We start from the raw sequence: 25,348 nt of genomic DNA on the forward strand, positions 1-25,348 counted from the left end.
GCCGCGGCCTGCGTGTGCCCCAGGTTGGACTTCACCGACCCCAGCCAGAGCGGATTGCCGGCGGGCCGATCCGCCCCGTAGGTGGCCATCAGCGCCTGCGCCTCGATGGGGTCCCCGAGGGCGGTACCGGTGCCGTGCGCCTCGACGGCGTCGACATCGGCCGGCGACAGCCGGGCGTCGGCGAGCGCCTGCCGGATCACCCGCTGCTGCGACGGTCCGTGCGGCGCCGTCAGTCCGTTGCTCGCGCCGTCCTGGTTGACCGCCGACCCGCGGATGAGCGCGAGCACCGTCCGCCCGTTGCGCTCGGCGTCGGACAGCCGTTCCAGCAGTACCACGCCGGCGCCCTCGGCGAAGCCGGTGCCGTCGGCGCCCGCGGCGAACGCCTTGCACCGGCCGTCCGGCGACAGCGCCCGTTGACGGGACAGCGCGACGAATGCCGCCGGGGTCGCCATCACGGTCACCCCACCGGCCAGGGCCAGCCCACAGGTCCCCTCGCGCAGCGCCCGTACGGCGAGGTCGATGGCGACCAGCGACGACGAGCAGGCAGTGTCGAGCGACAGGGCCGGACCCTCCAGGCCCAGCGCGTACGCGACCCGCCCGGAGGCGATGCTGCCCGACGTGCCAGTGGTCAGGTAGCCCTCCAGGTCGCCCGGCAACCCGTCGGCCCAGGACGCGTAGTCGTGGTACATGACGCCGGCGAAGACGCCGGTGCGGGTACCCCGTACCGACAGCGGGTCGATGCCGGCCCGCTCCAGCGCCTCCCAGCTCGTCTCCAGCAACAGCCGCTGCTGGGGGTCCATCGCCAGCGCCTCACGCGGTGAGATGCCGAACAGCGCCGCGTCGAACAGCGCCGCGTCGTGCAGGAAGCCGCCCTGGGCGGTGTAGCTGGCGCCGTGCCTCTCGGGATCCGGGTCGTACAGCGTCCGCAGGTCCCAACCCCGGTCCGTGGGGAACCCGGAGATGGCGTCAATCCCGCTCGTCACGAGCTGCCACAGCCCCTCCGGACTGTCCACCCCGCCCGGGAACCGGCAGCCGATGCCGACGATCGCGATCGGCTCGTGGGAGGCGGACGTCGGTGCGGCCGGTGCGGCCGGTACGTCGGCACGGCCCGCCAACTCCGCGTACAGCAGGTCGGCGAGGGCCTGCGGAGTCGGGTGGTCGAAGGTGACCGTGGCGGCCAAGCGCAGCCCGGTCGCGGCCCGCAGCCGGTTGCGCAACTCGACTCCGGCAAGCGAGTCGAAGCCGAGATCCTTGAACGCCCGGGTCGCGCCGACCGCTGCGGCGGACGGCTGGCCGAGGACCTCGGCCACCTCCTGGCGTACCAGTGCGAGCAGCAGGTCGGCGCCCTCGGGCGCGGAGAGGACGGCCAGTCGCCGGGTGAGGTCTGAGCCGGGCGTGGTGGCGGCGGGCAGGCGGCGCGGGGCGGGTACGAGATTCTGGAGCACCGCCGGCAGGAGGCCGGCACGCGCCTGGGCCCGGAGTACTGCGGTGTCCAGCCGGGCCGCGACCACCAGTGGCTCGGCGGCCGATCGGGCCCGGTCGAACAGCCGCAGTCCCTGTTCCGGACGTATCGGCAGGACACCGGCACGGGCCATGCGGCGCCGGTCGGTGGCGCCGAGACTGCCGGCCATCCCGCCCTCGCCGTCCCACAGGCCCCAGGCCAGCGATTGCGCCGGCCGACCGGTGGCCTGTCGGTGCCGGGCCAGTGCGTCCAGGAACGCGTTGGCCGCTGCGTAGTTGGCCTGCCCGGCTCCGCCGAGCACTCCGACGAAGGAGGAGAACAGTACGAACGTGCGCAGGTCCAGACCTTCGGTCAGCTCGTGCAGGTGCCAGGCGGCGTCCACCTTCGGCCGCAGCACCCGGTCGAGTCGGGCCGGGGTCAACGCGGCGATGAGCCCGTCGTCGAGCACCCCGGCCGTGTGCACCACGCCGGTCAGCGGGTGCTCGGCCGGTACGGACGCCAGCAGCTCCGCCAGTGCGTCGCGGTCGGCGACGTCGCACGCCGCCGTCGCCACGACCGCACCGGCCGCGCGCAACTCCGCCCCGAGTTCGGCAAGACCGGCGGCGGCCTGGCCCCGGCGGCTGACCAGCAGCAGGTGGCGGACGCCACACTCGACCACCAGATGCCTGGCCAGCAGCCCGCCGAGCATCCCGCTCGCGCCGGTCACCAGCACGGTGCCCGTCGGATCGAGGTCGGTGACAACCGGTTGCCCGTCCGGGATCATCCGGGCCAGCCGGGGCACCATGACGACGCCCGCGCGGACCGCCAGTTGTGGCTCGTCGCCGCTGGCCGCCGCACTGATCGCTTCGGGCAGGCCGGGACCGGGTCCGTCCGTGTCCGCCCCGGTACCAGGCCGGTCGAGGTCGAGCAGGACGAACCGGCCCGGGTGCTCGGCCTGCGCCGACCGCACGAGACCCGCCACGGCCGCAGCCGCCAGATCAGTTCCAGCCGCCGGATCGGTCGCGTCGGCGGCGGTGGCACTCGCCGCTCCCCGGCTCGCCAGGACGAGTCGCGCACCGGCGTACCGTTCGTCCGCCAGCCAGTCCTGCACCAGAGTGAGCGCGGCGGCGACGGCTCGCCGCGCCTCGCCGGCCATCCCACCGTCACCCGCGTCGCAAGGCGGGAGGCTCGCCACCACGAGTTCCGGTACCGGGCGGTCCGCCGGGGCACCGAGACCGCCGTACGAGGCGACCTCCACACCGGCCGACCGGAGTGCCGGACCGATGCCGAGGTGGTCGTCGTCGAGCACGGCCACCGCCGGTACCGGCCGACTCGTGAGCGGTTGCGGCGCCGCGACCCAGCGCAGCAGGTACAGCGGATCGCGGTCCGCACCGCCGAAGCGGCCGACCTGCTCGGCGGGGACGGGGCGGAAGTCGAGTGCGCGTACGGCCACGACCGGTCGACCGGCGGCGTCGGCCAGCAGCACCGTCACCGCGTCCGCCGATTCGGCCGGCTTGAGCAGTACCCGGACGTCGGCGCCGCCGGCGGCGTGCAACGCCACACCGTTCCACGCGAACGGCAGGCCACGCCCATCGGCGTCGGAACCGGTCAAGCCGAGCGCGTGCAGCGCCGCGTCCAGCAGCGCCGGGTGTACCCGGTACCGGGCTGCGTCGGCGTGCAACTCGTCGGGGAGCCGGACCTCGGCGAGGATCTCGTCGCCCCGGCGCCACGCCGCCCGCAGTCCCTGGAACGTCGGACCGTAGCCGAGCCCGGCGTCGGCGAGCGTCTCGTAGGCGTCGTTTAGGTCTACGGCGAGCGCCCCGGCCGGAGGCCATTCACCGAGGTCGAAGTCCGACTGGAGCGCGGCCGGAGAGAGCACACCTGTCGCGTGGCGCCGCCACTGCCCGTCCTCGTCGCCGGCGTCCCGGGCGTACACCGTCGCCGACCGCCGGCCGGACCCGTCCGGCGCACCGACGCCGACCTGCACCCGCACCCGACCCTCACCGGACAGCGGAAGCGGCTCGTGCACGGTCAGCTCGTCCACTACCGGGCAGCCGACCTGCTCCCCGGCGGTCAGCGCGAGGTCGACGAACGCCGAGCCGGGCAGCAGCACGACGCCGAGTACGGCGTGGTCGGCCAGCCACGGGTGGGTGTCCAGCGAGATCCGGCCGGTGAACAGGTGGCCGCCCGATTCCGGCAGCTCCGTGACGGCAGCCAGGACCGGGTGGTCGATACCGCCGAGACCGAGGGTTCCGGCGTCACGCCGGTCGGGTGGCGTCTCCGCCCAGTAGCGTTCCCGCTCGAACGCGTACGTGGGCAGCGGCACTCGGCGGGCACCGGAGCCGGCGAAGGTCCCCTCCCAGTCGACCGGTATGCCCCGCACGTGCAGGTTCGCCAGCGCGGTCACGAGGGTGTCGGGCTCGGGGTGGCCCGCCCGTAGCGCCGGGACGAAGACGGTGGCCGGTTCGCTGTCCACCGCGTCGGACAGGCAGTCCTCGCCCATCGTGGTCAGGACGGCGTCGGGGCCGATCTCCAGGAACGTCGTCACGTCGTCGGCCGCCAGCTCGCGGACGCCGTCGCAGAACAGCACCGCCTCCCGTACGTGCCGCACCCAGTACCCGGAACCGCACAGCTCGTCGGCGGTCGCCAGCCGACCGGTCAGGTTGGACACCACCGGAATGCGCGGCGGGTGGTAGGTCACCGAGTCGCAGACCCGGCCGAACTCCTCGGCGATCTCGTCCATCCGGCTCGAGTGGAAGGCGTGGTTGACCGAGAGGCGTTTCGTCTCGCGCCCCCACCCCGCGATCTCGGCGGCGACCGCCAGTACGGCCTCCTCGTCGCCGGAGAGGACGACCGAGTCGGGTCCGTTGACCGCCGCCACGCCCACCACACCGGATGCGACGCCCATCGCACCGGACGCCATGCTCGCCGCACCGGACGTGACGCCCACCGCATCGGACGCGGCGGTGAGCAGCGGCGCGATCTCCGCCTCGGTGGCCCGGACGGCGACCATCGCGCCGCCGGTCGGCAACGCCTGCATCAGTGCGCCGCGTGCCGCCACCAGCCGGCACGCGTCCCCCAGTGACCAGACCCCGGCGACGTACGCTGCGGTCAGTTCGCCGAGCGAGTGGCCCATGACCACGTCCGGCCGTACGCCCCACCGTTCCAGCAGCCGGCACAGCGCTACCTCGAGGGCGAACAGCGCGACCTGGGTGTAGCCGGTGCGGTTCAGCCGTCCGTCCGGGTCGGGCCCGAACACCACGTGCTCCAGCGGTACGTCGAGGTGCGGGGCGAACGCGGCGGCCACCTCGTCGAACGCGTCCGCGAAGACCGGGTAGCGCTCGTACAGCTCGTGGCCCATCCTCGGGCGCTGCGATCCCTGACCGGTGAACAGGAACGCGAGCCGGCCGGACGTCACCTCGCCGCGTACCACCGATCGGGCGGGCTCGCCGGCCGTGGTCGCGGCCAGCCCGGCGAGCAGTTCGTCGCGGTCGTGCGCCACGACGACCGCCCGTTGGCGCAGCGCGGCCCGGGTGGTGGCAGCGGAATAGCCGGCGTCCACGGCGCCGACCGCCGGGAGCTGCGACAGGTGGGCACGCAGCCGGTCGGCCTGCGCGCGCAGCGCGGCCCCGGACGCGGCCGAGATCGGCACCGGTACGGGCGCCAGCGGTGACGCGGCCGGCACGGTCGGGGCGAGGTTGTCCGGGGCGACTCCGTTCGGCGCCTCCTCGATGATCATGTGGGCGTTCGTGCCGCTGAACCCGAACGACGAGATCCCGGCCCGCCGGGGCCGCCCGTTCGCGGGCCACGGCCGGGCCTCGGTGAGCAGGCTCACCGCGCCCTGGTCCCAGTCGACGTGCGGCGACGGCGCGTCCAGGTGCAGCGTCCGTGGCAGTTCCCCGTGCCGCAGGGCCAGCACCATCTTGATCACTCCGGCCGCACCGGCCGCCGCCTGGGTGTGACCGATGTTCGACTTGACCGAGCCGAGCCACAGCGGGCGGTCCGCCGGCCGGTCCTGGCCGTACGTCGCGAGGATCGCCTGCGCCTCGATCGGGTCGCCCAGCGTGGTGCCGGTACCGTGCGCCTCGACCACGTCGACGTCGGCCGCGGTCAGTCCCGCGGTGTCCAGCGCCGCCCGGATGACCCGCTGTTGGGCTGGCCCGTTCGGTGCGGTCAGCCCGTTCGACGCTCCGTCGGAATTGACCGCGCTGCCCCGGATGACGGCGAGTACGCTGTGGCCGTTGCGCCGCGCGTCGGACAGCCGCTCCACCAACAGCATGCCCACGCCCTCGGCCCAGCCGGTGCCGTCCGCACCGGCGGCGAAGGACTTGCAGCGGCCGTCGGCGGAGAGTCCGCGCTGGCGGCTGAAGTCGACAAATGTTCCCGGTGTCGACATCACCGTCACGCCGCCGGCCAGCGCCAGGTCGCACTCCCCCTGGCGGAGCGCCTGGGCCGCCCAGTGCAGGGCGACGAGCGACGACGAGCAGGCCGTGTCGACCGTGATCGCCGGCCCCTCCAACCCGAACGTGTAGGCGACCCGGCCGGACATGAGGCTGCCCGCACTGCCGATGCCGAGATGGGCGGCGACGCTCTCGGGCGCGTCCCGCAGCCGGACGGTGTGGTCGTGGTACATCACACCCGTGAACACGCCGCACCGGCTGCCGCGTACCGTGGTCGGGTCGATGCCGGCCAGCTCGAAGGTCTCCCACGACGTCTCCAGCAGCAGCCGTTGCTGCGGGTCCATCGCCTGGGCCTCGCGCGGCGAGATACCGAAGAAGTCCGGGTCGAACCGGGCGGCGTCGTGCAGGAAGCCACCCTCGCGGGTGTAGCTGGTGCCTGGGTTGTCCGGATCCGGGTGGTAGAGCGTTTCGACGTTCCAGCCTCGGTCGGTGGGAAACGGCGAGATGCTGTCGCGACCCTCGGCGAGGGCGCGCCAGAACTCGTCGGGCGAGCTGATCCCACCCGGGTAGCGGCAGGCCACACCGACGATGGCGATCGGGTCGTCGGACCCGGCGAGGATCCGCCGCGCGCCCGTTGCCGGCGCCGTGTCGCCGCTGACCAGCAGGGAGAGCAGGTGGTCCGCGAGCGTGGCCGGCAGCGGGTAGTCGAAGACGAGGGTGGCCGGCAGCCGCAGACCGGTGCTGGCGCCGAGCCGGTTGCGCAGTTCGATGCCGGTCAGCGAGTCGAACCCGAGTTCCCGGAAGGCACGGTCGGCGTCGATCAGGTCCCCGGACGGGTGGCCGAGTGTCCGCGCCGCCTGCTCGCGTACCAACTCGAGCACGGTCCGGCGCTGCTCGGTGTCGGGCAGTCCGACGAGCCGCGCCGCGAGGGAGCCGCGCCCGCCGTCGGTGGCGGCGGTCCGGCGTACGGGGGTGCCGACCAGCCGGCGGAGGATCTCCGGTACACCGATGCTCGCGGCGATCTCGCGCAGCCGCACCAGATCCAGCCGCACCGGCACCGGTACCGGCACAGGAAGCGCCAGTACGGCGTCGAACCGCGCCAGTCCCTGCTCCGTGTCGAACGGGACGAGGCCGGCCCGCCCCATCCTCACCAGGTCGGCCGGGGAAACCTGGCCGAGCATCCCGCCGGTGGCCGTCCACGGTCCCCAGGCCACCGAGGTTCCCGTCAGACCGAGCCGTCGACGGTGCAGCGCCAGGGCGTCCAGGAACGCGTTGGCCGACGCGTAGTTGCCCTGGCCGGGGCTTCCGAGCGTGGCGGCGGCGGAGGAGAACAGCACGAACGCCGCGAGTTCGTGGTCCCGGGTCAGCTCGTGCAGGTGGATCGCGCCGTCCACCTTCGCGCCGAGGACAGCGTCGACGCGTTGGGGGGTGAGCGCCGACAGCACGCCGTCGTCGAGTACGCCGGCGGTGTGCACGACCATGGTCAGCGGGTGCGCCTGAGGAATCCGGTCCAGCAGACCGGCCACCGCGCTGCGATCGGAGACGTCGCAGGCGACCACACTCACGGTCGCGCCCTCGGCGGACAGCGCGGCCACGAGTTCGGCGGCGCCGTCGGCATCGGCTCCGCGTCGACTGGCCAGCAGCAGGTGGCGTACCCCGTGGTGGCTCACCAGTCGGCGGGCGACCAGGCCGCCCAGCATCCCGCTGGCGCCCGTGACCAGCACCGTGCCGTCCGGATCGGCAGTGGCCGGATCGAGAGTGGACGGATCGGGCGACGCGGTCACCCGTCGGAGCCGGGGCGTGTGGACGACACCGGCGCGGATCGCGAGCTGCGGCTCGCCGGTGGCGACCGCGGCCGTGATCGCCCGGTCGGACTCCGGCGTGCCGTCCACGTCAACGAGGATCACCCGGTCGGGGCTCTCCGCCTGGGCGGAGCGGGCCAGTCCCCACACCGCGGCGAGTGCCGGTGACGGCGGCCCGTCGTCCGCACCGGCGTACACCGCCGACCGGGTCACGATTACCAGCCGGGATCCGGCGAAACGCTCGTCGGCCAGCCAGCTCTGGATCAGCTCCAGCGCGTGGTGTGTCGCCGAGCGGACCCCGGCGCGGAGATCCGCGCCAGGGTCCGGCAGGACGGCCAGGACGTGGTCCGGCACGGCCCGCCCGGCATCGACCGCCGCGCCCAGTGCCGGCAGGTCGTGGTACGCCACGACGTCGCCGGACGGCTCCGTGTCCGGGTCCTCGCCCACCGGGCCGAGCGCCGCCCACCCGCCGTGCAGCGCGCCGGAGAGGGTTGCCAGTACCGGCCAGTCGACCTCGTAGATGCTGTCGACGCCGAGCGCCGCCGGCATCTGGTCGGCCGGGATCTCGCGCACGGTGAGGGATTCCACCGTCGCGACCGGTTGCCCGGCCGGGTCGGTCAGCGTCAGGGACAGCCCACCGGTACTGGGCGTGAGCCGTACCCGCAGCGCCGACGGCCCGTTGGCGTGCATCGATACGCCCCGCCACTCGAACGGCAGTCCGGTCGGCGCCGCGTCGCCGAGGAGAGCCGCCCCGTGCAGCGCCGCGTCGAGCAGTGCCGGATGCACGCCGTACCGGCTGGCGTTCTCCACCTGGTCGGCGGTGAGTGCCACCTCGGTGAACACCTCGTCGCCGCGCCGCCAGGCGGCTCGCAGGCACTGGAACGCCGGGCCGTACGCGAGACCGGAGCCGGCCGCCCGCTCGTAGAAGCCGGCGAGGTCGACTGGTCGCGCGTCGGCCGGTGGCCACACGGACGGCTCCGGGGACGTGGCCGTTTCCGGCGGGGCCAGGACGCCGGTGGCGTGGCAGGTCCATGGCTGGTCGGGTTCGGCATCCTCGGTCCGGGAGTGCACCGTCACCGGGCGCCGTCCGGTGTCGTCCGGCGCGTCCAGGGCAAGCTGCACCTGGACCGCCCGATCCTCGGGCAGCAGCAACGGGGCGCGCAGGGTCAGTTCCTCGACCCGGGTACCGCCGACGCGGTCGCCGGCGCGCATGACCAGTTCGACGATCGCCGCACCGGGCAGCACCGGGGTGTCCCGCAGCGCGTGGTCGGCCAGCCACGGGTGGCCGTCCAGGGCGAGGCGGCCGGTGAGCAGGTACCGGTCGGAGTCGGCAAGCGCGATCGCCGCGCCGAGCATCGGGTGGTCGGTCGGCGCCAGACCGGCGGCGGCCAGACCGGCCGGGGACCCGGGGTCGCGCAGCCAGTACCGCTGACGTTGGAAGGCGTACGTGGGCAGGTCCACCGGCACCGGATCGGCGCCGGCCAGGAGCACCTGCCAGTCCACCGCCACACCGCGTGCGTAGGCCCGGGCCAGTGCGTTGGTGAGAGCGCGCGGCTCGTCCTGGTCCGGTCGCATGAGGGGAATGAACCGCAGGTCGTCGGTCTGCGGTTCGCAGCAGTCCGACGCCAGGCCGGTCAACACGGCGTCCGGTCCCACCTCGACGAACGTGGTGACACCGGCATCCCGCAGCGCCCGTACCGCGTCGCGGAAGCGCACCGGCTCGCGGACGTGGCGTACCCAGTGCTCGGCCGAACCCGGCCCGCCCGCATCCGGCTCGGCCGAGTTTGGCGATGCCTCGGTGGCGATCGTGCCGGTCAGGGCGGAGGCGATCGGAATCGCCGGTGGCCGGAGGGTCAGAGCCTCGGCAACCAGGCGGAAGTCGTCGATCATGGGGTCCATCAGCGGCGAGTGGAACGCGTGGCTGACGCGCAGCCGCCGGACCCGGCGCCCCTGCCGCTCGAAGTGCCCGGCCAGGGCGAGCACCGCTTCCTGCGCGCCAGCGACGGTCACCGCGTCGGGTCCGTTGACGGCGGCGATGGACACCGCGCCGCCGTGGTCGGCCAGCTTCGGCTCGACCTCGGCCTCGGTCGCCTGGAGCGCAACCATCGCGCCGCCGGCCGGCAGTGCCTCCATCAGGCGGCCCCGGGCGGCGATCAGGCGCGCCGCGTCCGCCAGCGAGAGGACACCCGCGACGTGCGCGGCGACGATCTCCCCGAGTGAGTGTCCGGCCACCAGGTCCGGCCGCAGGCCGTGCTGCGCCAGTAGCCGGTACAGCGCGATCTCCAAGGCGAACAGCGCCGGCTGCGCGAACTCGGTACGGTCCAGCAGGGCTGCCTCGGCTGATCCCGGCGCGGCGAACACGACGTCCCGCAGCGGCCGGTCGAGATGCTGGTCGAGTTCGGCGCTGGCGGCGTCCCACGCGGCGGCGAATTCCGGGTACGCCCGGTAGAGGTGACCGCCCATGCCGGCCCGTTGGGCGCCCTGGCCGCTGAACAGGAACGCGACTCGGCCCTCGCCGACGTCGTCACGTACCGGCTCGGCGACGGGCTCGCCCGCTGCCAGCGCTTCCAGGCCCCGCAGCAGCTCCGGGCGGTCGGCGGCCACGACGACGGCCCGGCTGTCGAGGGCCGTACGGGTGAGCAGCGAGCCGGCGACATCCGGCCCGCCCAGCTCCGCGTGTTCGGTGAGATGTGTGTGCAGCCGCTCCGCCTGGGCCCGCAGTGCCGCCGGAGTGCGCGCGGACAGCACGTACGGCAGGACGGGCGGCACCATCGTGCCGACCGCGTCCGTCGGGTCGGCGGGGTCGGCGGGGTGGACCGGCGGTGCCTGCTCGATGATCACATGTGCGTTGGTGCCGCTGATGCCGAACGAGGACACCCCGGCCCGCCGGGGCCGGTCGGTCTCCGGCCACCGCCGGGACTCCATCAGCAGCGACACCGCGCCGGCCGACCAGTCGACCTGCGGGGTCGGCGCGTCGACGTGCAGGGTTGCGGGGAGCTCGCCATACCGGATGGCCTGCACCATTTTGATCACACCGGCGACCCCGGCAGCCGCCTGGGTGTGTCCCAGGTTCGACTTGACGGAGCCGAGCCACAGGGGGCGGTCGGCCGGGCGGTCCTGCCCGTACGTCGCGAGCAGCGCCTGGGCCTCGATCGGATCCCCCAGGGTGGTACCGGTGCCGTGGGCCTCGACCGCGTCGACGTCGGCGGCGGAAAGTTGGGCGTCGGTCAGTGCCTGCTGGATGACCCGCTGTTGGGACGGGCCGTTCGGGGCGGTGAGGCCGTTGGACGCGCCGTCGGAGTTGACCGCCGAACCGCGCATCACGGCCAGTACCGGGTGCCCGTTGCGCCGCGCCTCGGACAGCCGCTCGAGCACCAGTACACCCACGCCCTCGGCCCACCCGGTGCCGTCGGCCGCCGCGGCGAACGACTTGCAGCGGCCGTCGCGGGCGAGTCCGTTCAGCCGGGACGACTCGGCGAATGTGGTCGGCGTGGACATCACGGTCACACCGCCGACCAGGGCCAGTACGCATTCGCGCTGCCGCAGCGACCGGGCGGCCAGATGCATCGCGACCAGGGATGACGAGCAGGCGGTATCGATCGTGACCGCCGGTCCTTCGAGTCCCAGTGTGTAGGCGACCCGGCCGGACACCACGCTACCGGCGACGCCGGTGCTCAGGTACCCTTCGGCGACCGGCGGCAACGTGGTCAGACCGGAGCCGTAGTCGTGGTACATCACCCCGGCGAACACCCCGGTACGGCTGCCGCGCAAGGTCACCGGATCGATCCGGGCGCGCTCCAGCGCCTCCCACGACGTCTCCAGGAACAGGCGCTGCTGCGGGTCGGTCGCGAGGGCCTCCCGTGGCGACATGTCGAAGAACTCGGCGTCGAAGTCGCCCGCGTCGTGGATGAAGCCACCCTCGTGCGCGTACGACGTGCCGTAGCGCTGCGGATCGGGACCGCGCAGCGTCGCCAGGTCCCAGCCGCGGTCGGCCGGGAACGGCGACATGGCGTCGCCGCCGTCGGCGACCAGCCGCCAGAGGTCCTCCGGCGACCGTACGCCGCCCGGGTACCGGCAGCCCATGGCCACGATGGCGATCGGCTCGTGGTCCTCGGCCTCGACCTCACGCAGCCGGCGGTGGGCCTTACGCAGATCGGCGGTAAGCCGCTTGAGGTACTCGACGAGCTTCGCGTCCTCGGCCATCCGATGCTCTCTCCGTTGTCCGCGACCAAGCAGATTCGCCCAGCCTGTCCACCCCGACCCGCCCGGTTCATCCGTCCGGTACGGGCCCTGGCCGCCGGTGCGCACAATTCGCCAACAGACGTCCCATCACCCGCGTTCGGGCCGGGTCGCCGCGACGCGGGCAGATCCACGGCCCCCGATCGGGCACGTCGGACGCTACTGACCGCGTCTGACCCGGCCAACCCCTAACGCACCCCTAAGCAAGCCCGGGACCAGGGCCGCGACGAGCCACGACATGCCGCTATCCCGACCCGCCTACCGACGACGGGCGCCGCTATCCCGCCCGCGTACGCAGGATCAGGTCGGCGGCTGCGCTGACCCCGCCCGCGTCACGCAGCCGCCGCTGCCACTGTGCCGCGGATCTGGCGAAGGTGGCGTCGTCGGTCAGCCGGGACAGCTTGTCCACCAGTTCGTCGGCAGTCACCCCGCGCACGTCGTCGACCATCAACGTCGCGCCGCCCTCGACGAGCCGGACCGCGAGGTCCCGGGTCTCCCAGGAATGGGGCAGCACCAGCAGTGGCTTGCCGAAGTACAGGCCGTGGTGCGCCCCGTTGCCACCGTGTGTGAGGAACACCCGCACGTGCGGATGGGCCACGATCTCGGTCTGCGGCACCCACGACTCGATCCGCAGGTTGGGCGGCAATTCGGCCGGCAGCCGGTCCTGCTGGGACAGCGGCATGGTCCACAGCACGTGCCGGTCGGGACCGACCCGGGCGACCGCTTCGACGATTGCGTCGGTCTGCCGCCGCGAGGTACGCATCATCGTGCCGAGCCCGATGTACACGACCGACTCGTGGGCGTCCAGCCAGTCGAACAGGTCCTGGTAGGGCGCAGTGTCCTGACGCATCACCGGCACCATGGTGCCGAGCATGCTCAGGTGTTCCGGAACGTTCGGGAACTCGTACTCGATGCCGAACACCGAGTTGCCGATCACCGCGGCCGCGGCCTCGGCGTACACCGACGGGATGGCCATCGGGTTCTTGATGCCCTGGGCCTGGCGTCGGCGGAAGAACGCGATGTTCCTGGCCGCGTGGGACGGTTGGAGGAGCGCAGCCGCCTGGGCGAGCTTGAACAGCAGGTTGGCGGCGTGCTGACGGGGTGTCATCCGCAGCGGCAGCCCGGAGAGCGCGGCGGGGTAGCGCAGCGGCACCTTGCCCGGGAAAACGTAGCTGACCGGGGTCGCGATGTTCACCACGTACGGCACACCACGGGTCATGGCCGCGTCCAGCCCACCCTGGCTGTGTACGTCCACCACGATCAGCGCCGGCCGTATTTCGTCGATCGCGGCGAGGGTCTGCTCGTACCGCCCCTCGGAGTGGGTGCGTCGGACGGCCTCGTTCAGGAACGCGAGGAAGCTGCCGACACGCGACGGCGAGTTCACCCGTGCGTAGGTCTCGTCGTCCCAACTGGCCGGCGACAGCTCGGGCTCGGCGGGCCCGACGGAGACGAACCGCACTGGGCTCGCGCCAGGAATGGACTCGACGTCCGCCCGGCGGTCGTCGCTGCTGGCGAACCACAGCCCGGGGACCCCGCGACGGGCCAACTCCCCGGCGATCGTGAGCAACGGACTGATGAGCCCGGCGTGCGGCTCGCTCACGAAAAGGATTGGACCTACGCCTGACGCGTTCATCTCCACAGCTTCCCGTCCACGGTCATCCCTGGTAAGGCGTTCGGTGGTGTCGATCCGGTGCCGCGCTTGTCGACATCCGGGTGTCACGGTGACGACCGTCGTTCCCGGTCGCCGATGCGCCGGTCACGGGCGCGGGCCCACCGCATCGCTGGTGTACGGCAGCAGTCCGTCGGAGATCGCACCGATCACCCTCGACGCGACCTCGGTGAGATAGAAATGGCCGCCCGGAAACACCTGGACGGTGAACTCCCCGGTGGTGTGCTGGCGCCACGCGTCCGCCTCGTCCCTGGTGGTACGCGGATCGCTGGCGCCGACCAGCACGTACATCGGGCAGCTCAACTCCGGGCCCGGACGGTGCCGGTACCGCTCGATCGCCCGGTAGTCCGCGCGCACTGCGGGCAGAATCATCTGTCGCAGTTCCTCGTCATCGAGCAGCGCGGCGTTGGTCCCACTGAGCGCACGCAGTTCGGCGATGATGCTCGCTTCACCCCGCAGGTGCAGGGCTTCCTCACGGCTGCGTGAAGGCGCTCGCCGACCGGAGGCGAACAGCGCGGCCAGCGTGACACCGGCCTCGTGCTCGAGGCGCCGGGCGACCTCGTACGCGATCACCGCACCCATGCTGTGCCCGAAGAACGCCACCGGGGTGTCAATCTGCGGCCGCAGGGTACGCAGCACCTGGTCGGCCATGTCCTCGATCTTGTCGACGCACTGTTCCCTGCGCCGGTCCTGGCGGCCCGGGTACTGAATCGACAACACCTCGACGACCGGTGCGAGCGCCTCCGACATGGGGAAGTAGAAACTGGCCGAGCCACCCGCGTGCGGAAAACAAACGAGTTGCACCCGGCTGTCTGGCGCCTGATGGAACCGGCGGATCCACAGGTCACTGTCATCGGATGAGGTCGTCATGATTTCGTGTTGAGCCTTTCGTTCGGTCGTCGGACGAGAGGTCTGCGGTGGGTACGACGACGGGCACAGGGGACCGGCGCAGCGCCGGACCGGACGACGCCGACGCTCGACATGCACATTTGTGATTGCCAGAGACCGTCACACGTGCGCGTCTCCTCCGGCCACCCCTAACTGCCCCTAAGCTGGACCGTTCACGGCCTCGACGTGAGCTCCGGCCGCTGCACAATGGTCGCGCCTGCCCTGCCGAACCGAGCGGCCTGGCCGACCCGACCACCGCGCGGGACCGCCGGGTAAACGCGACTAGGGGTCGCGGTAGGGGTACGGCCACCGCCGTCTCCGGTTCGTGCCGGGCCCGGGATGAACGCGCTCCCTTCGATTAGGGGTAGGCGGCCCGATGAGCCGACAGTAGTGTCCCGATCGTCCACTGGAGAATCGGTCCGTGCACGTCACGCGTTGCGTACACGTCATCTCGCGGGAGGGGTTCATGGATCGCGGCGCACACGTCACCGAGTACACCGATGTCGAGCAGGGGTTCGCGCGTTCCGCGCTCACCTTCGACAGCCCACTGATGCCGATGGACCGGTTCTTTCAATGGTTCGCGCAACGCGCCGAAGCCATTCCGTTCAGCGTCTCGCAGATACCGTTCACCGAACTTTCCGGTTGGCGCTTCGCTACTGACACCGGCAATCTGGTACACGATACCGGACGCTTTTTCTCAATCGAGGGTCTACACGTCCGGACCGACCGGGAGTGGATCCGGAGCTGGACGCAACCGATCATCGTGCAGCCCGAGATCGGCGTGCTGGGCATCCTGGTCAAGGAGTTCGACGGGGTGCTGCACTGCCTGATGCAGGCGAAGATGGAGCCCGGCAACGTCAACACGGTGCAGCTGTCGCCCACGGTGCAGGCGACCCGCAGCAACTACCTGGGCATTCACCTCGGCGCCAGTATCAGGTACCTGGAGCACTTCACCGGCGCGCGCGACGGGCGGGTGATCGTCGATGTGCTCCAGTCCGAGCAGGGCTCCTGGTTCCTGCACAAACGCAACCGCAACATGGTGGTAGTGACCGACGACGACGTCTCCCCGCACGAGGACTACTGCTGGCTGACCGTGGGCCAGCTCCGCCGACTGCTGCGCTACGACCACGTGGTCAACATGGATACCAGGACAGTCATGTCGTGCATACCCATCGCTGTTCCCACGGCCGAGGCACTGCGCGGCGTACCGAGCGATGGGGACGCGTGGTTCGCCCGGTCGGTGCTTGACTCGTTCGACCCCACGGCAGGCTCCCGGCACACGACGAACGAGGTGCTGAGCTGGCTCACCGCGTTGCGTGCCCGTCAGGAGTTCGTGCAGCGGCGCGTTCCGCTGTACACGGTGGCGCAGGACGGCTGGCTGCGCGGCGAGGAAGAGATCTCACACCGGTCCGGCAAGCACTTCCGGGTGATTGCAACCGCCGTGCAGGCGGGCAACCGCGAGGTGACGTCGTGGACGCAGCCACTGGTGGCACCGATCCAACCCGGCCTGCTCGCCATCATCGCCCGGCGGATCGACGGCGTTCTGCACGTGCTCGTACAGGCCCGTGTGGACGCCGGGTCGCTGAACGGCGCCGAGATGGCCCCGACCGTGCACTGTCAGCCGGCCAACTATCACGGGGTCCCGGCCGAGCACCGGCCGCGCTACCTGGACCTGGTCCTGTCGGCCGACCCGTCCCGCATCCGATACGACGTCATGCAGTCCGAGGAGGGCGGCCGTTTCTTCCACGCGATGAACCGGTACATGGTCGTCGAGGTGGACGCGGAGTTCCCGCTCGACACCTCGGACGAGTACCGGTGGATGACGCTCGGGCAGCTGACCGGCCTCCTGGCGCACAGCAACTACCTGAACGTAGAACTGCGCAGCCTTATCGCCTGCATCCAGAGCATCTGGTGACCGCGCTCGCCGGGCCCCGCGCGGCCGGTCCCCTACGGTTCGGTGTGATCGGTTGCGCGGACATCGCATGGCGCCGGATGCTGCCTGCCATGGCCGCCGCGAGCCGGATCCGGGTGACGGCCATCGGCAGCCGCGACGTCACGCGGGCGACCAGGTTCACCCAGCGGTACGGCGGCGTGCCTGTGGCCGGCTACCAGGCCGTACTCGAACGCGACGACGTGGACGCGGTGTACATCCCGCTGCCGAGCATGCTGCACGCGGAGTGGATCGAACGGGCACTGCTGGCCCACAAGCACGTACTGGTCGAGAAGCCGTTGACCGCGCAGCCCGCCCGTACCGACGAGTTGGTGGATCTTGCCCGATCCCGAGAGCTCACGCTCGTGGAGAACTCCTCCTTCCTGCTCCACAGCCAGCACCGGCTGGTACGCCGGATGCTGGACGAGCAGGCGATCGGGACGCTTCGGGAGTTCTCCTGCGCGTTCACCATTCCGCCGCGACCGGACACCGACAACCGCTACCAGTTGGCAGTCGGCGGCGGCGCGCTGGTGGATCTCGGCGGGTACCCGGTCCGCGCCGCGTTGCACTTCCTGGGTCCGGAGCTGGAGGTCTGCGGGGCCGTCCTCCGACAGGAACGCCGACGCGGCGTGATCATCTCCGGTGCGGCCCTGATGACCACACCGGAGGGCGTCACCGCGAGGCTGACCTTCGGAATGGAACACTCGTACCGATCCGGGTACGAACTGGCGGGTTCGCTCGGTCGGCTGTCAGTGGACCGCGTGTTCACCCCGCCTCCGACCTATCAACCGGTGATCCGTATCGAGCGGCAGGACCATCGCGAGGAGTTCCTCCTTCCCGGCGACGACCAGACGGACAACATGTTGACCGCGTTTGCCTCGGCCGTACTCGACGGGACGGACCTCACCGACGCCGCAGAGGGTTCCCGCCGGCAGGCCGAGCTGGTGCAACAGCTACAGGCTCAGGCCAGGCTCGTGACGTTCTGAGCGCTGGTCGCTGCGGCCGGCCACACATCATCGAGGGGGTGGCGAGCGTGGAAATCACGCCGATGACGGTTCCGAACGCTTTCCGGATCAAGCCGGAGCAGCTGTCGGACAACAGGGGGTACTTTTATGAGGCATTCCGACAGAGCCTGTTGTCGGAGGCGATCGGCTATCCGTTCAGGATCCGCCAGGCCAACCACTCCGTTTCGGTCCGCAACACACTTCGCGGTATCCACACCACGGTCCTGCCACCGGGTCAGGCAAAGGTGGTCACCTGCGTACGGGGCGCCGTGCTCGACATCGTGGTCGACCTGCGGATCGGGTCTCCCACCTTCGGCACGTTCGACATCACCCGACAGGACGCCGAGTCCGGCCTCTCGGTCTACCTGGCCGACGGGATCGGGCACGCCTTCCTGGCGCTGACCGACGACGCCTGCATGAACTACCTCTGCTCGGAGGAGTACCTGCCGGGCACGATGGTCGACATCGACGCCCTCGACCCGGATCTGGCGCTGCCCTGGCCGCTCGACGAGCCGCCGATCAGGTCGAGCAAGGACGCGAAGGCGCCGTCCGTCGCCGAGGCGGCGAGGATGGGCCTCTTGTCCACGTACGACGAGTGCCTCGCCCACTACGCGATGCTGGCGGCATCGGTAGCCTGATCTGCTGGCCGTGGGACGTGGGCACCCCGTCAGCGCGGCCGGCCCGGGCCGGGCTGTCCGTCGATGAACGGTGGGCTACTGGATTCGGTACGCGCGTACGAGGGTCTGAATTGTTGTGTTGCCAGCGCTGTCAGTGGTGCTGGCCCGCAGTGAGACGTACCCGGGCCGGGTCGGGTGGATCAGCGTGGCGATCCCATTCCGGATGGTCGCTCTCTGCCAGGTCCGACCGTCGTCGTAGGAGGCATCGACGGTCAGTCGCCGCACGTCGGCGTGCGGGGCGCCGGGCTGGCGTTGGACGGTGACCGGGATGTCGAACGACCGGCCGGCCGGGGCTGAGTTGCCGGCGGCCAGGGTGGGGGCGAACCGGACTGCGGAGACCGGCAGGCGGGCGGGGGTGTCGCCATCGACGTGTCCGGACCGGAACGTCCACTCTGCGGTGACCTGGGTTGTCAGGTCGCCGACCGCCTGGGTGAGGTTGAGTTCCAGCCGGTAGTCGGCGCGTCCGGCCGGCACCTCGAACTGGCTGTAGTCGAAGGTGTCGTTCTCACCCACCAACGCGCCGTTGCGGTACAGCCTGGTACGGATCGGGTCAGGGACCGCGTAACCCGCGTGTCCGGCGCTGTCTCCGTAGAACGGTATGTCGACCAGGATCTGATCCCCCTGCCGGGTGACCCAGTGCGCGGGCCCCACGGGTTCAGGAAACACCAGTCCGTACGGTCCGGTGTTCCACCGGTCGCGGTACTCCCGCCCGGCTTGGTACGTCACGGGTGCCTGGAGGAAGAAGAGCCGCGGGCTAATCAGCCCGGTGTCGTCGGGGACGCCGATGGTGACCTCGGAGCTCCACCGCACCTGGTGGGTGCTGTAGAACTCGACGCGGCGCCCGGAACGGGGCAGCGGCACCTCCTCGGTCAGGGTGCCGGTGTTGTACTCGTACACGGGCGTGATGAGCCGTACGCCGGTGAGCCCCGGCCCCGGCGGGCCGAACTCCTGCTGTACGGTCGCGAACTCTCTGGCCTGGTAGTGGCGGGTGTAGCCGGTCGGGAACCGGCCGGGGAACGGCTCGGCGACTGCATAGAGGTACGGGCTGTCGGCGAACGTTCCGTCCGTGTCGGGGAGCGCCCACTGGCTGGCGACGACACCGACGAAGTCGGGCGCGGCCGGTGCCGGGCCGATCTGTCGGCTGCTCAGGACCTCGAAGCTGGCGGCCAGCAATGCGTCGAAGTGGGAACTGCCCCCGTGGTGCTGTGTGTACGACACCTCGATCAGCACCGGTCGAGCGGTCGGATCGGGCACCGTCGTCCGGATCGGTTCCGCGGTACGGGCGTCCAGCACGACCGTGGTGTCCCGGTCGACGGTTACGGTCGGCCGCACCAGGAAGGCGCTGTCGTGCTCGGGCTCGGTTGGACCGCGGGGGGTCCAGATGACCGCGTTGACGTGGTAGGTGCCCCGGGGGACCCGGATGGTGGCGGTACCGTCATCGTCCCCGGCCCACTCGTACACGCCCTGTTCGAGGTCGAACAGCTTCGGTGCGCTGAGACCGGTGGGGGTACCGGTCTTGTCGATCGTGGTGACGGTGACGTCGTAGCTCTCGACCTCCTTCTCGACCCACAGCGGAGTGATGACCACTGCCGAGCCGGCGGTGGCGAACAGGTAACCGGAATAGCGCCCGTCGGGGCCGTCGACGGTGGTGTCTGCGGTGACGGCGACCTCGGTATCGCCGCCTGCCGGCACGGTTACCGAGCGGCTGGCGGGCGTAAAGAGGCTGGCCGGGGCCGGCGTACCATCCGGGCCGGTGGCCTTGACGGTCAGGTCCAACGTCACTGCGTTGGTGCCCGAGTTGCGGTAGGTGACGGTCCGTACGATCGGCGCGTCGTCCTCGTGCGGCCACGCCGCGCGGCCGTAGCCGAGACTGACCGGGGTGCTGGTCACCGTGTGCGTGATCGCACCGGCCACATCGATGCGGCCGGCACCCTGCTGTTCCGGGGTGAGGTCGGGGTTGGTTCTCGCCGAGCCGGTGAGGGCCGCCTTGAGGCGTTCGGCGGTCCAGTCGGGATGGCGCTGAGCCAGGAGCGCCGCCGAACCAGCGACGTGTGGGGTGGCCATGGAGGTCCCGGACGCGGTGACGTACCGGTCGCCGACGGGGGCACCGAGCTCGGTGTCAGCGGCCCGGGCCGCGACGATGTCGACGCCGGGTGCGGTGAGGTCCGGTTTCACCGCGCCGTCGAGCCGAGGGCCGCGGCTGGAGAAGTCGGCGAGCTGGTCGGCCCGGTCGACGGCGCCGACGGTCAACGCCGCGTCGGCGCTGCCCGGCGAGCCGACCGCCCGGTCCGCGCCGCTGTTGCCCGCCGCGACCACAAAGAGGGTGCCGTACTCGGCGGTGAGCCGGTTGACCGCCTCTTCGAGTGGGTCGATCTCCGGCGTGTCGGGGCCGCCGAGACTGAGGTTTACCACTGCCGCCCGCTTGTCGACCGCGGCCCAGTGCATGCCGGCGAGGATCGCCGAATCGTCGCAGAACTCGTTCGGGCAGACCTTGCCGGACACCAGCGTCGCCTCGGGGGCGACACCCCGGTACCGGCCACCCGAAGCAGCTCCGCTGCCGGCGATGGTGGACGCCACGTGGGTGCCGTGACCGGTCAGGTCACCGCCGTCGGTGGCATCGGTGAAGTTAACCGAGTCCGCCACCCTGCCGGCCAGGTCGGGATGCCCAGCGTCGACACCGCCGTCGAGGACCGCGACGGTCACCCCACGGCCGGTGTATCCGGCCTGCCAGGCGACCGGTGCGCCGATCTGCGGCACGCTGGCGTCAAGCGAGATCCGCCGCGTGCCGTCCAGCCAGATCCGGTCGATGCCGCCGGCGGTCTCGCCGCGCTGTGCCCGGTTTCCAGCGGTCACCGCGTTCCAGAAGGCGGTGGCGTCGGACTTGTCGGCCCTCACCGCCGCACCGGAGATGGCGGGCAGGTCGCGGGTGACCCGGGCCCCCGCCGCGACGAGCGTATCGCCGCCCCTGCGGGCGGCACCGGGACGATAGGCGACGATCAGCGGCAACGTGCCCCGGGCGTCGTCGTGGTAGCCGGCCCGGACCAGTCCGGCGACGTCGAAGAGCCGCCGATCGATCTTGCCCGTCTGGACCAGGCGCTGGGCGTCGCTCGGGACGACGTACACATTGTCACGCTCGCGCCGGACCACGAACTGGATGTGGCTGCGGCCCTCAGCCGGCCGCACCGCGATCCTCTTCGCGTCGGCGGACGGGAGCGAAACCCGGTCCCCGGTCAGGAGGGTGACCGAGAATCGCGTGGCTCCGCGCTGCTCCCCCGTCGTCCGCTTGCCGGTCGCGAGCGGGTCGGGGGCGACCGGCGGCGCCAAGCCGAGCACCACGCCGAGCACCACGCCGACTCCAAGCACCCCGGTCAGGACGCTGCCCAGTCCCGCAGAGCCCTCCCGCGATCGGCACACCGTTGATGGTGCCCACGTCTCAGGCGACACCGGAGGCCTTCGCTCGTGCCGGCCCGAGGGCAGGGGCGAGCGCCCAGCGTCGGGCTAGGACAATCGCCTCGCCGAGTGCGGCGGCCACAATCGCGGCCTCGATGGCAACGGCTGGCAAGGCCGTGCTGTAATCGACCAGCGCGGCGAGGCCCATCACCACCGGCGTGGCCAACGCACCGGCCAACGGCACCAGCAGCGCCATCCGCGACACCGTCCGTCCGATCACCGCTGTTCCGCGCATCCCCCAGCGCACCGCGACCAGCGCACCGACCAAAACGAGCAGGGCGAACGCGAGGTACTGCGAAGTCAGCAGCCACAGATTCGGCTCCAGCGGCAGCGGTCTTTCCCAGAGGAGGATCCAGGCCAGGACCAACCCTGGGAGCGCGCCGGCGAACGCGGTCAAGAACAACCGCCTGAACTCGTACGACACGCGACGCACCCCGGCCCCGGCCGCGAGATCACGGACGAACCCGCGGATGTCGCCGCCCAGCAACTGACGCGGCGTCAGCCCCTCGGCCGCCGCCCCGGTCAACTCGCTCCGCAGGTCGTCGACAAGCCCCGCCCGGTCGGCCTCGATGACCCCCATGGCCCGCCAGTCCCGGTCAGCGAGGGCTATGACCTCCTCGACTGAGATGTCGACGCTGCCTTTGTCTACCTTGCCCATGTTCACCCCTCGGTACTCGACGTCGAAGGCGCCACGCCCGCGAGCGCGGCGTTGATCGTGTCCACGAAACCGGCCCACTGCCCGGCCCAGCCGTCCAACGCCTGGTGGCCCTGCGGCGTCAGCCGGTAGACCTTGCGAGCCGGTCCACTCGGGCTGTCCTGGAGTTCGTCTGCCACCAAGCCGAGCCGACGCATCCGGGTGAGTAGGGGATAGACGGTGCCGTACCCCACTGCCTCCAGGCCCGCGGCGTTGAGACGGCGGACCAGTTCGTAGCCGTGCGTCGGCGCCCCGGCCAGCAACGCGAGCATGCACATGTCGAGCACCCCACGAAGCAACTGGGTACGCCGATCCGCGGCGGTCACGTTCTCGGGAACTACCATGCCTCGCATAATAGTGAGCTATTATGTGTTGTCAAATAGCACCGAGCGCCTCCGGCAACTGGCGCCTCCCGACGCCGGTCAACCGGGCACCGCTGCTAGACCGGCGTGCACCCTGAGGGAACCGCAGGTGCCGGCCGAGGCGTCGTGCACGACAGCGATCTGCTCGGCCAGCTCGGTGTCGACCCGCTGGCCAGGCGACGGGCCGGCGCTGCGGTGCTGGCAGCCAGGGTCATTGCGTTGTCGGGTTGCCGCTGGCTACGGCGTGGATGAGGTCGTGTGGGCGGCGGTTGGCGCGTCGGGTCGCGCGTCAGCCTGAACGCTGCGAAGGTGTGGAGCGCGACGCTGCCGTCCCCGTGGCCAGTCAAGCCCATGCGCATGGCGTGCAGATGGTCTGCCGCGATGTTCGTGGGCTGCGTAACCGCATGACTTCATCTGGTGCGGGTTGGTCCGGCGGTCATCTCAGGCAAGGGCTCCTACTTCACAGCCATCGTCGACGACCCGCCTGGTGGCGCCGCAGCCGCGTGATGCTCTCGCCCGTCCCGGGGTTGCCAAGAGAACCGTTTCCATCGATACTGTTAACTGTTTCGAGCCGGGCACGGTCGGGTGGAGTGGCAGCCCATGACCGCATCGCTGAACGTCGCTGCGACGTCCCGGGCTCTGCGGGGTTGCCGCACGGCCACGAGGCAAGCTGCCATCTCTTGATCAGCCACTGACGGCATCCTGTCGCCGATCGATGGTTAACGCTCATTTTCTCGACCTCATCCCCCACCGAAAGGGTTCGAGATGCGCACTCACGTGTGTCTTCGCACTCGTTCAGCGGCCGTTTCACAGTGGCAGAGCGGGTTCGGCGCGGTCACCGTCAAGAACGCCGCCTACCGCGGCACCATCGCCGGCAACGCGTCCACCACCGTCGGATACACCGCCAGCGGCAACGGCTCGACCGCCCCCGCCGGCCTGCGGCGTACCAGCCCGTGACGACCGGTCGACCGCCGGCAGAACGCGCCCTTCCATCCCCATCTGAAAGGAGAACCTAGTGATCATTAGCTCGGGCCGCCCTAACATCCGTTCGATAATCATCGTGCTGGCGATCGCGGCACTCGCGATCACTGGAGCGGTAACGGTACTGGCGAGAACCACCACCGCGGCGGCCGCCGCGGCCGGTGTCGAAGACGAGGGTGCCGACTGCCCGGTGCCCGGCAACGTCTCGTTGACCTCCAACTCCCGGCTTCCGGATCCGTTCCGGAAGATTGACGGTAGCCGGATCACTACCAAGGCCGACTGGCGGTGCCGGCGGGCCGAGATCAAGGAGCTGGCTGAGCGGTACGTCTACGGCCAGAAGCCCGCGAAGCCGGCGACCGTCACGGGCACGGTCTCGAACTCCAGCATCACGGTGAACGTGTCGGACCAGGGCCGAAGCACCAGCTTCTCGGCGAGCGTTCAACTGCCGACCAACGGTGGCAGCGGCCCGTTCCCGGCCGTCGTCGTGCTGGGCGGGTTCGGCGCGGACACGGCCACCATCCGATCCTCCGGTGCCGCCGTCATCAACTACGACCCCTACGCGGTGGGCCGCGAGGGTACCCCCCGGAACAACAAGCAGGGCGCGTTCTACAGCATCTACGGCGCGACGAGCAGCACCGGCCTGCTGGCCGCATGGTCCTGGGGGGTAAGCCGGATCATCGACGTCATCGAGCAGTCCGGCGGCAACGTCCTGCGCCCGGACATCGGGGTCACGGGATGCTCGCGGTTCGGCAAGGGCGCCTTCACGGTCGGTGTCTTCGACCAGCGCATCGCGTTGACCATGCCGATCGAGTCGGGCAGCGCCGGCGTGCCCATCTTCCGCGGCATCCCCGGGGAGGGCGCGCAGAGCCTGAGCAGCGCCTACGGCGAGCAGCCGTGGCTGGGCGACGCGTTCGGCTCGTTCACCAGCAACCCGAACACGCTGCCGGTCGACCAGCACTCGGCGGTCGCCATGATCGCGCCGCGCGGCCTGTTCATCATGGACAACCCGCACATCACCAACCTGGGTCCCAGGTCGGCGAGCGTGGCCGCCCTGGGCGGCGCGGAGGTCTACAAGGCACTCGGCGCCGGCGCCAACATCACCTACTGGTCCGACGTGGCGGACGGCAGCCACTGTGCCAACCGGGCCGAGTGGCGGACGCCCCTGCAGCAGAACATCCAGAAGTTCCTGCTCAAGACGGGCAACGCCGCTGGCGTGATGCGGATTTCCAGCCGGGCTGCGGGCAACCTGGCTGACTGGCGGGACTGGACCACGCCGACGCTGACCGACGGCCCGAACACTCCGCCACCCACCACCCCGCCGACCACCCCGCCCACGACTCCCCCGACCTCGACTCCGCCGACGACCACCCCGCCGGTCGGTGCCTGCGCCGCGACGTACCGCACGGTCAACGCGTGGTCCGGCGGGCACCAGGGTGAGATCACCGTCCGAGCCGGCAATTCGGCGATCAACAGCTGGCGGGTGTCCTGGACCCTCGCCAGCGGCCAAACCATCACCCAGGTCTGGAACGGCACGTCGAGCACCAGCGGATCCACGGTCACGGTCCGCAACACCTCGTACAACGGTCCGCTCGCCGCGAACGCCTCCACCACGTTCGGCTTCCTCGCCAATGGCGCCCCGACGACGCCGTCGCCGACCTGCGCCAGCCCGTAATCCGCCTGTGCGCCTCGGTGGGCGGCCAGGCAACCCGGCCGCTCACCGAGCGCCGCCCAGCTCGACGGTGCCGCTGAGCAGCCGATGGGTCAATGCGCGCCCGCCGGATACCGCAAAGCCTCACCATATTGATCGATGT

11 protein-coding genes (1 of these 11 only partly in view) are annotated in these 25,348 nt (G+C 71.3%); 5 read left to right on the forward strand and 6 right to left on the reverse strand.

Going from position 1 to position 25,348, the window contains the following annotated elements; all coding sequences use genetic code 11:
- The 3 genes from ACSMXO_RS25565 to ACSMXO_RS25575 form a co-directional block, all read right to left on the reverse strand.
- Positions 1-11,846 carry the 5' portion of a type I polyketide synthase gene (locus tag ACSMXO_RS25565; protein ID WP_455414091.1) on the reverse strand. The gene continues 3,808 nt to the left of window position 1, outside the view, so the window shows 11,846 of its 15,654 coding nt (coding positions 1-11,846); it begins with the start codon at positions 11,844-11,846; the stop codon falls past the left edge of the window.
- Positions 11,847-12,159: 313 nt separating this feature from the next.
- On the reverse strand, positions 12,160-13,482 hold the full coding sequence (locus ACSMXO_RS25570; protein WP_455414092.1) for a glycosyltransferase: 1,323 nt from the start codon (positions 13,480-13,482) through the stop codon (positions 12,160-12,162).
- Positions 13,483-13,638: 156 nt separating this feature from the next.
- Positions 13,639-14,421: a thioesterase II family protein gene (locus ACSMXO_RS25575; RefSeq protein WP_455414093.1), complete on the reverse strand. Its 783-nt coding sequence runs from the start codon at positions 14,419-14,421 to the stop codon at positions 13,639-13,641.
- A 484-nt stretch (positions 14,422-14,905) separates the two neighbouring features.
- Here ACSMXO_RS25575 and ACSMXO_RS25580 point away from each other — a divergent pair, with 484 nt between their 5' ends.
- The 3 genes from ACSMXO_RS25580 to ACSMXO_RS25590 are packed head-to-tail and all read left to right on the forward strand — an operon-like array spanning position 14,906 to position 18,011.
- Positions 14,906-16,354 (forward strand): NDP-hexose 2,3-dehydratase family protein, encoded by a 1,449-nt coding sequence (locus ACSMXO_RS25580; protein ID WP_455419309.1) that lies wholly within the window; start codon positions 14,906-14,908, stop codon positions 16,352-16,354.
- 44 nt (positions 16,355-16,398) lie between these two features.
- Positions 16,399-17,355 (forward strand): Gfo/Idh/MocA family protein, encoded by a 957-nt coding sequence (locus ACSMXO_RS25585; RefSeq protein ID WP_455414094.1) that lies wholly within the window; start codon positions 16,399-16,401, stop codon positions 17,353-17,355.
- Positions 17,356-17,393: 38 nt separating this feature from the next.
- Positions 17,394-18,011, forward strand: a complete 618-nt coding sequence (locus ACSMXO_RS25590) for a dTDP-4-dehydrorhamnose 3,5-epimerase family protein (protein ID WP_346262423.1) — start codon at positions 17,394-17,396, stop codon at positions 18,009-18,011.
- Between the two features lie 75 nt (positions 18,012-18,086).
- Here ACSMXO_RS25590 and ACSMXO_RS25595 read toward each other — a convergent pair whose 3' ends face one another.
- The 3 genes from ACSMXO_RS25595 to ACSMXO_RS25605 form a co-directional block, all read right to left on the reverse strand.
- Complete coding sequence (locus tag ACSMXO_RS25595; protein ID WP_455414095.1) at positions 18,087-21,413, reverse strand: S8 family serine peptidase; 3,327 nt, start codon at positions 21,411-21,413, stop codon at positions 18,087-18,089.
- 70 nt (positions 21,414-21,483) lie between these two features.
- Positions 21,484-22,158 (reverse strand): hypothetical protein, encoded by a 675-nt coding sequence (locus ACSMXO_RS25600; protein WP_455414096.1) that lies wholly within the window; start codon positions 22,156-22,158, stop codon positions 21,484-21,486.
- A gap of 2 nt (positions 22,159-22,160) precedes the next feature.
- Positions 22,161-22,538, reverse strand: a complete 378-nt coding sequence (locus tag ACSMXO_RS25605) for a PadR family transcriptional regulator (protein ID WP_455414097.1) — start codon at positions 22,536-22,538, stop codon at positions 22,161-22,163.
- Between the two features lie 783 nt (positions 22,539-23,321).
- On the opposite strand from ACSMXO_RS25605, the gene ACSMXO_RS25610 reads away from it, so the two are divergent.
- Both ACSMXO_RS25610 and ACSMXO_RS25615 read left to right on the forward strand, forming a co-directional pair.
- Entirely contained in the window at positions 23,322-23,513 is a 192-nt protein-coding gene (locus tag ACSMXO_RS25610; RefSeq protein ID WP_455414098.1) for a hypothetical protein, read from the forward strand.
- 58 nt (positions 23,514-23,571) lie between these two features.
- On the forward strand, positions 23,572-25,209 hold the full coding sequence (locus ACSMXO_RS25615; protein WP_346262419.1) for a glucuronyl esterase domain-containing protein: 1,638 nt from the start codon (positions 23,572-23,574) through the stop codon (positions 25,207-25,209).
- Positions 25,210-25,348 lie beyond the last annotated feature (139 nt).

Source organism: Plantactinospora sp. DSM 117369 (genome assembly GCF_053764795.1).

Bases quoted from the DNA above. Each gene is read 5' to 3' on its own strand.
- ACSMXO_RS25575 (WP_455414093.1), bottom strand. From the start codon at position 14,421: ATGACGACCTCATCCGATGACAGTGACCTGTGGATCCGCCGGTTCCAT.
- ACSMXO_RS25600 (WP_455414096.1), bottom strand. From the start codon at position 22,158: ATGGGCAAGGTAGACAAAGGCAGCGTCGACATCTCAGTCGAGGAGGTC.
- ACSMXO_RS25610 (WP_455414098.1), top strand. From the start codon at position 23,322: ATGCGCACTCACGTGTGTCTTCGCACTCGTTCAGCGGCCGTTTCACAG.
- ACSMXO_RS25605 (WP_455414097.1), bottom strand. From the start codon at position 22,538: ATGGTAGTTCCCGAGAACGTGACCGCCGCGGATCGGCGTACCCAGTTG.
- ACSMXO_RS25580 (WP_455419309.1), top strand. From the start codon at position 14,906: ATGGATCGCGGCGCACACGTCACCGAGTACACCGATGTCGAGCAGGGG.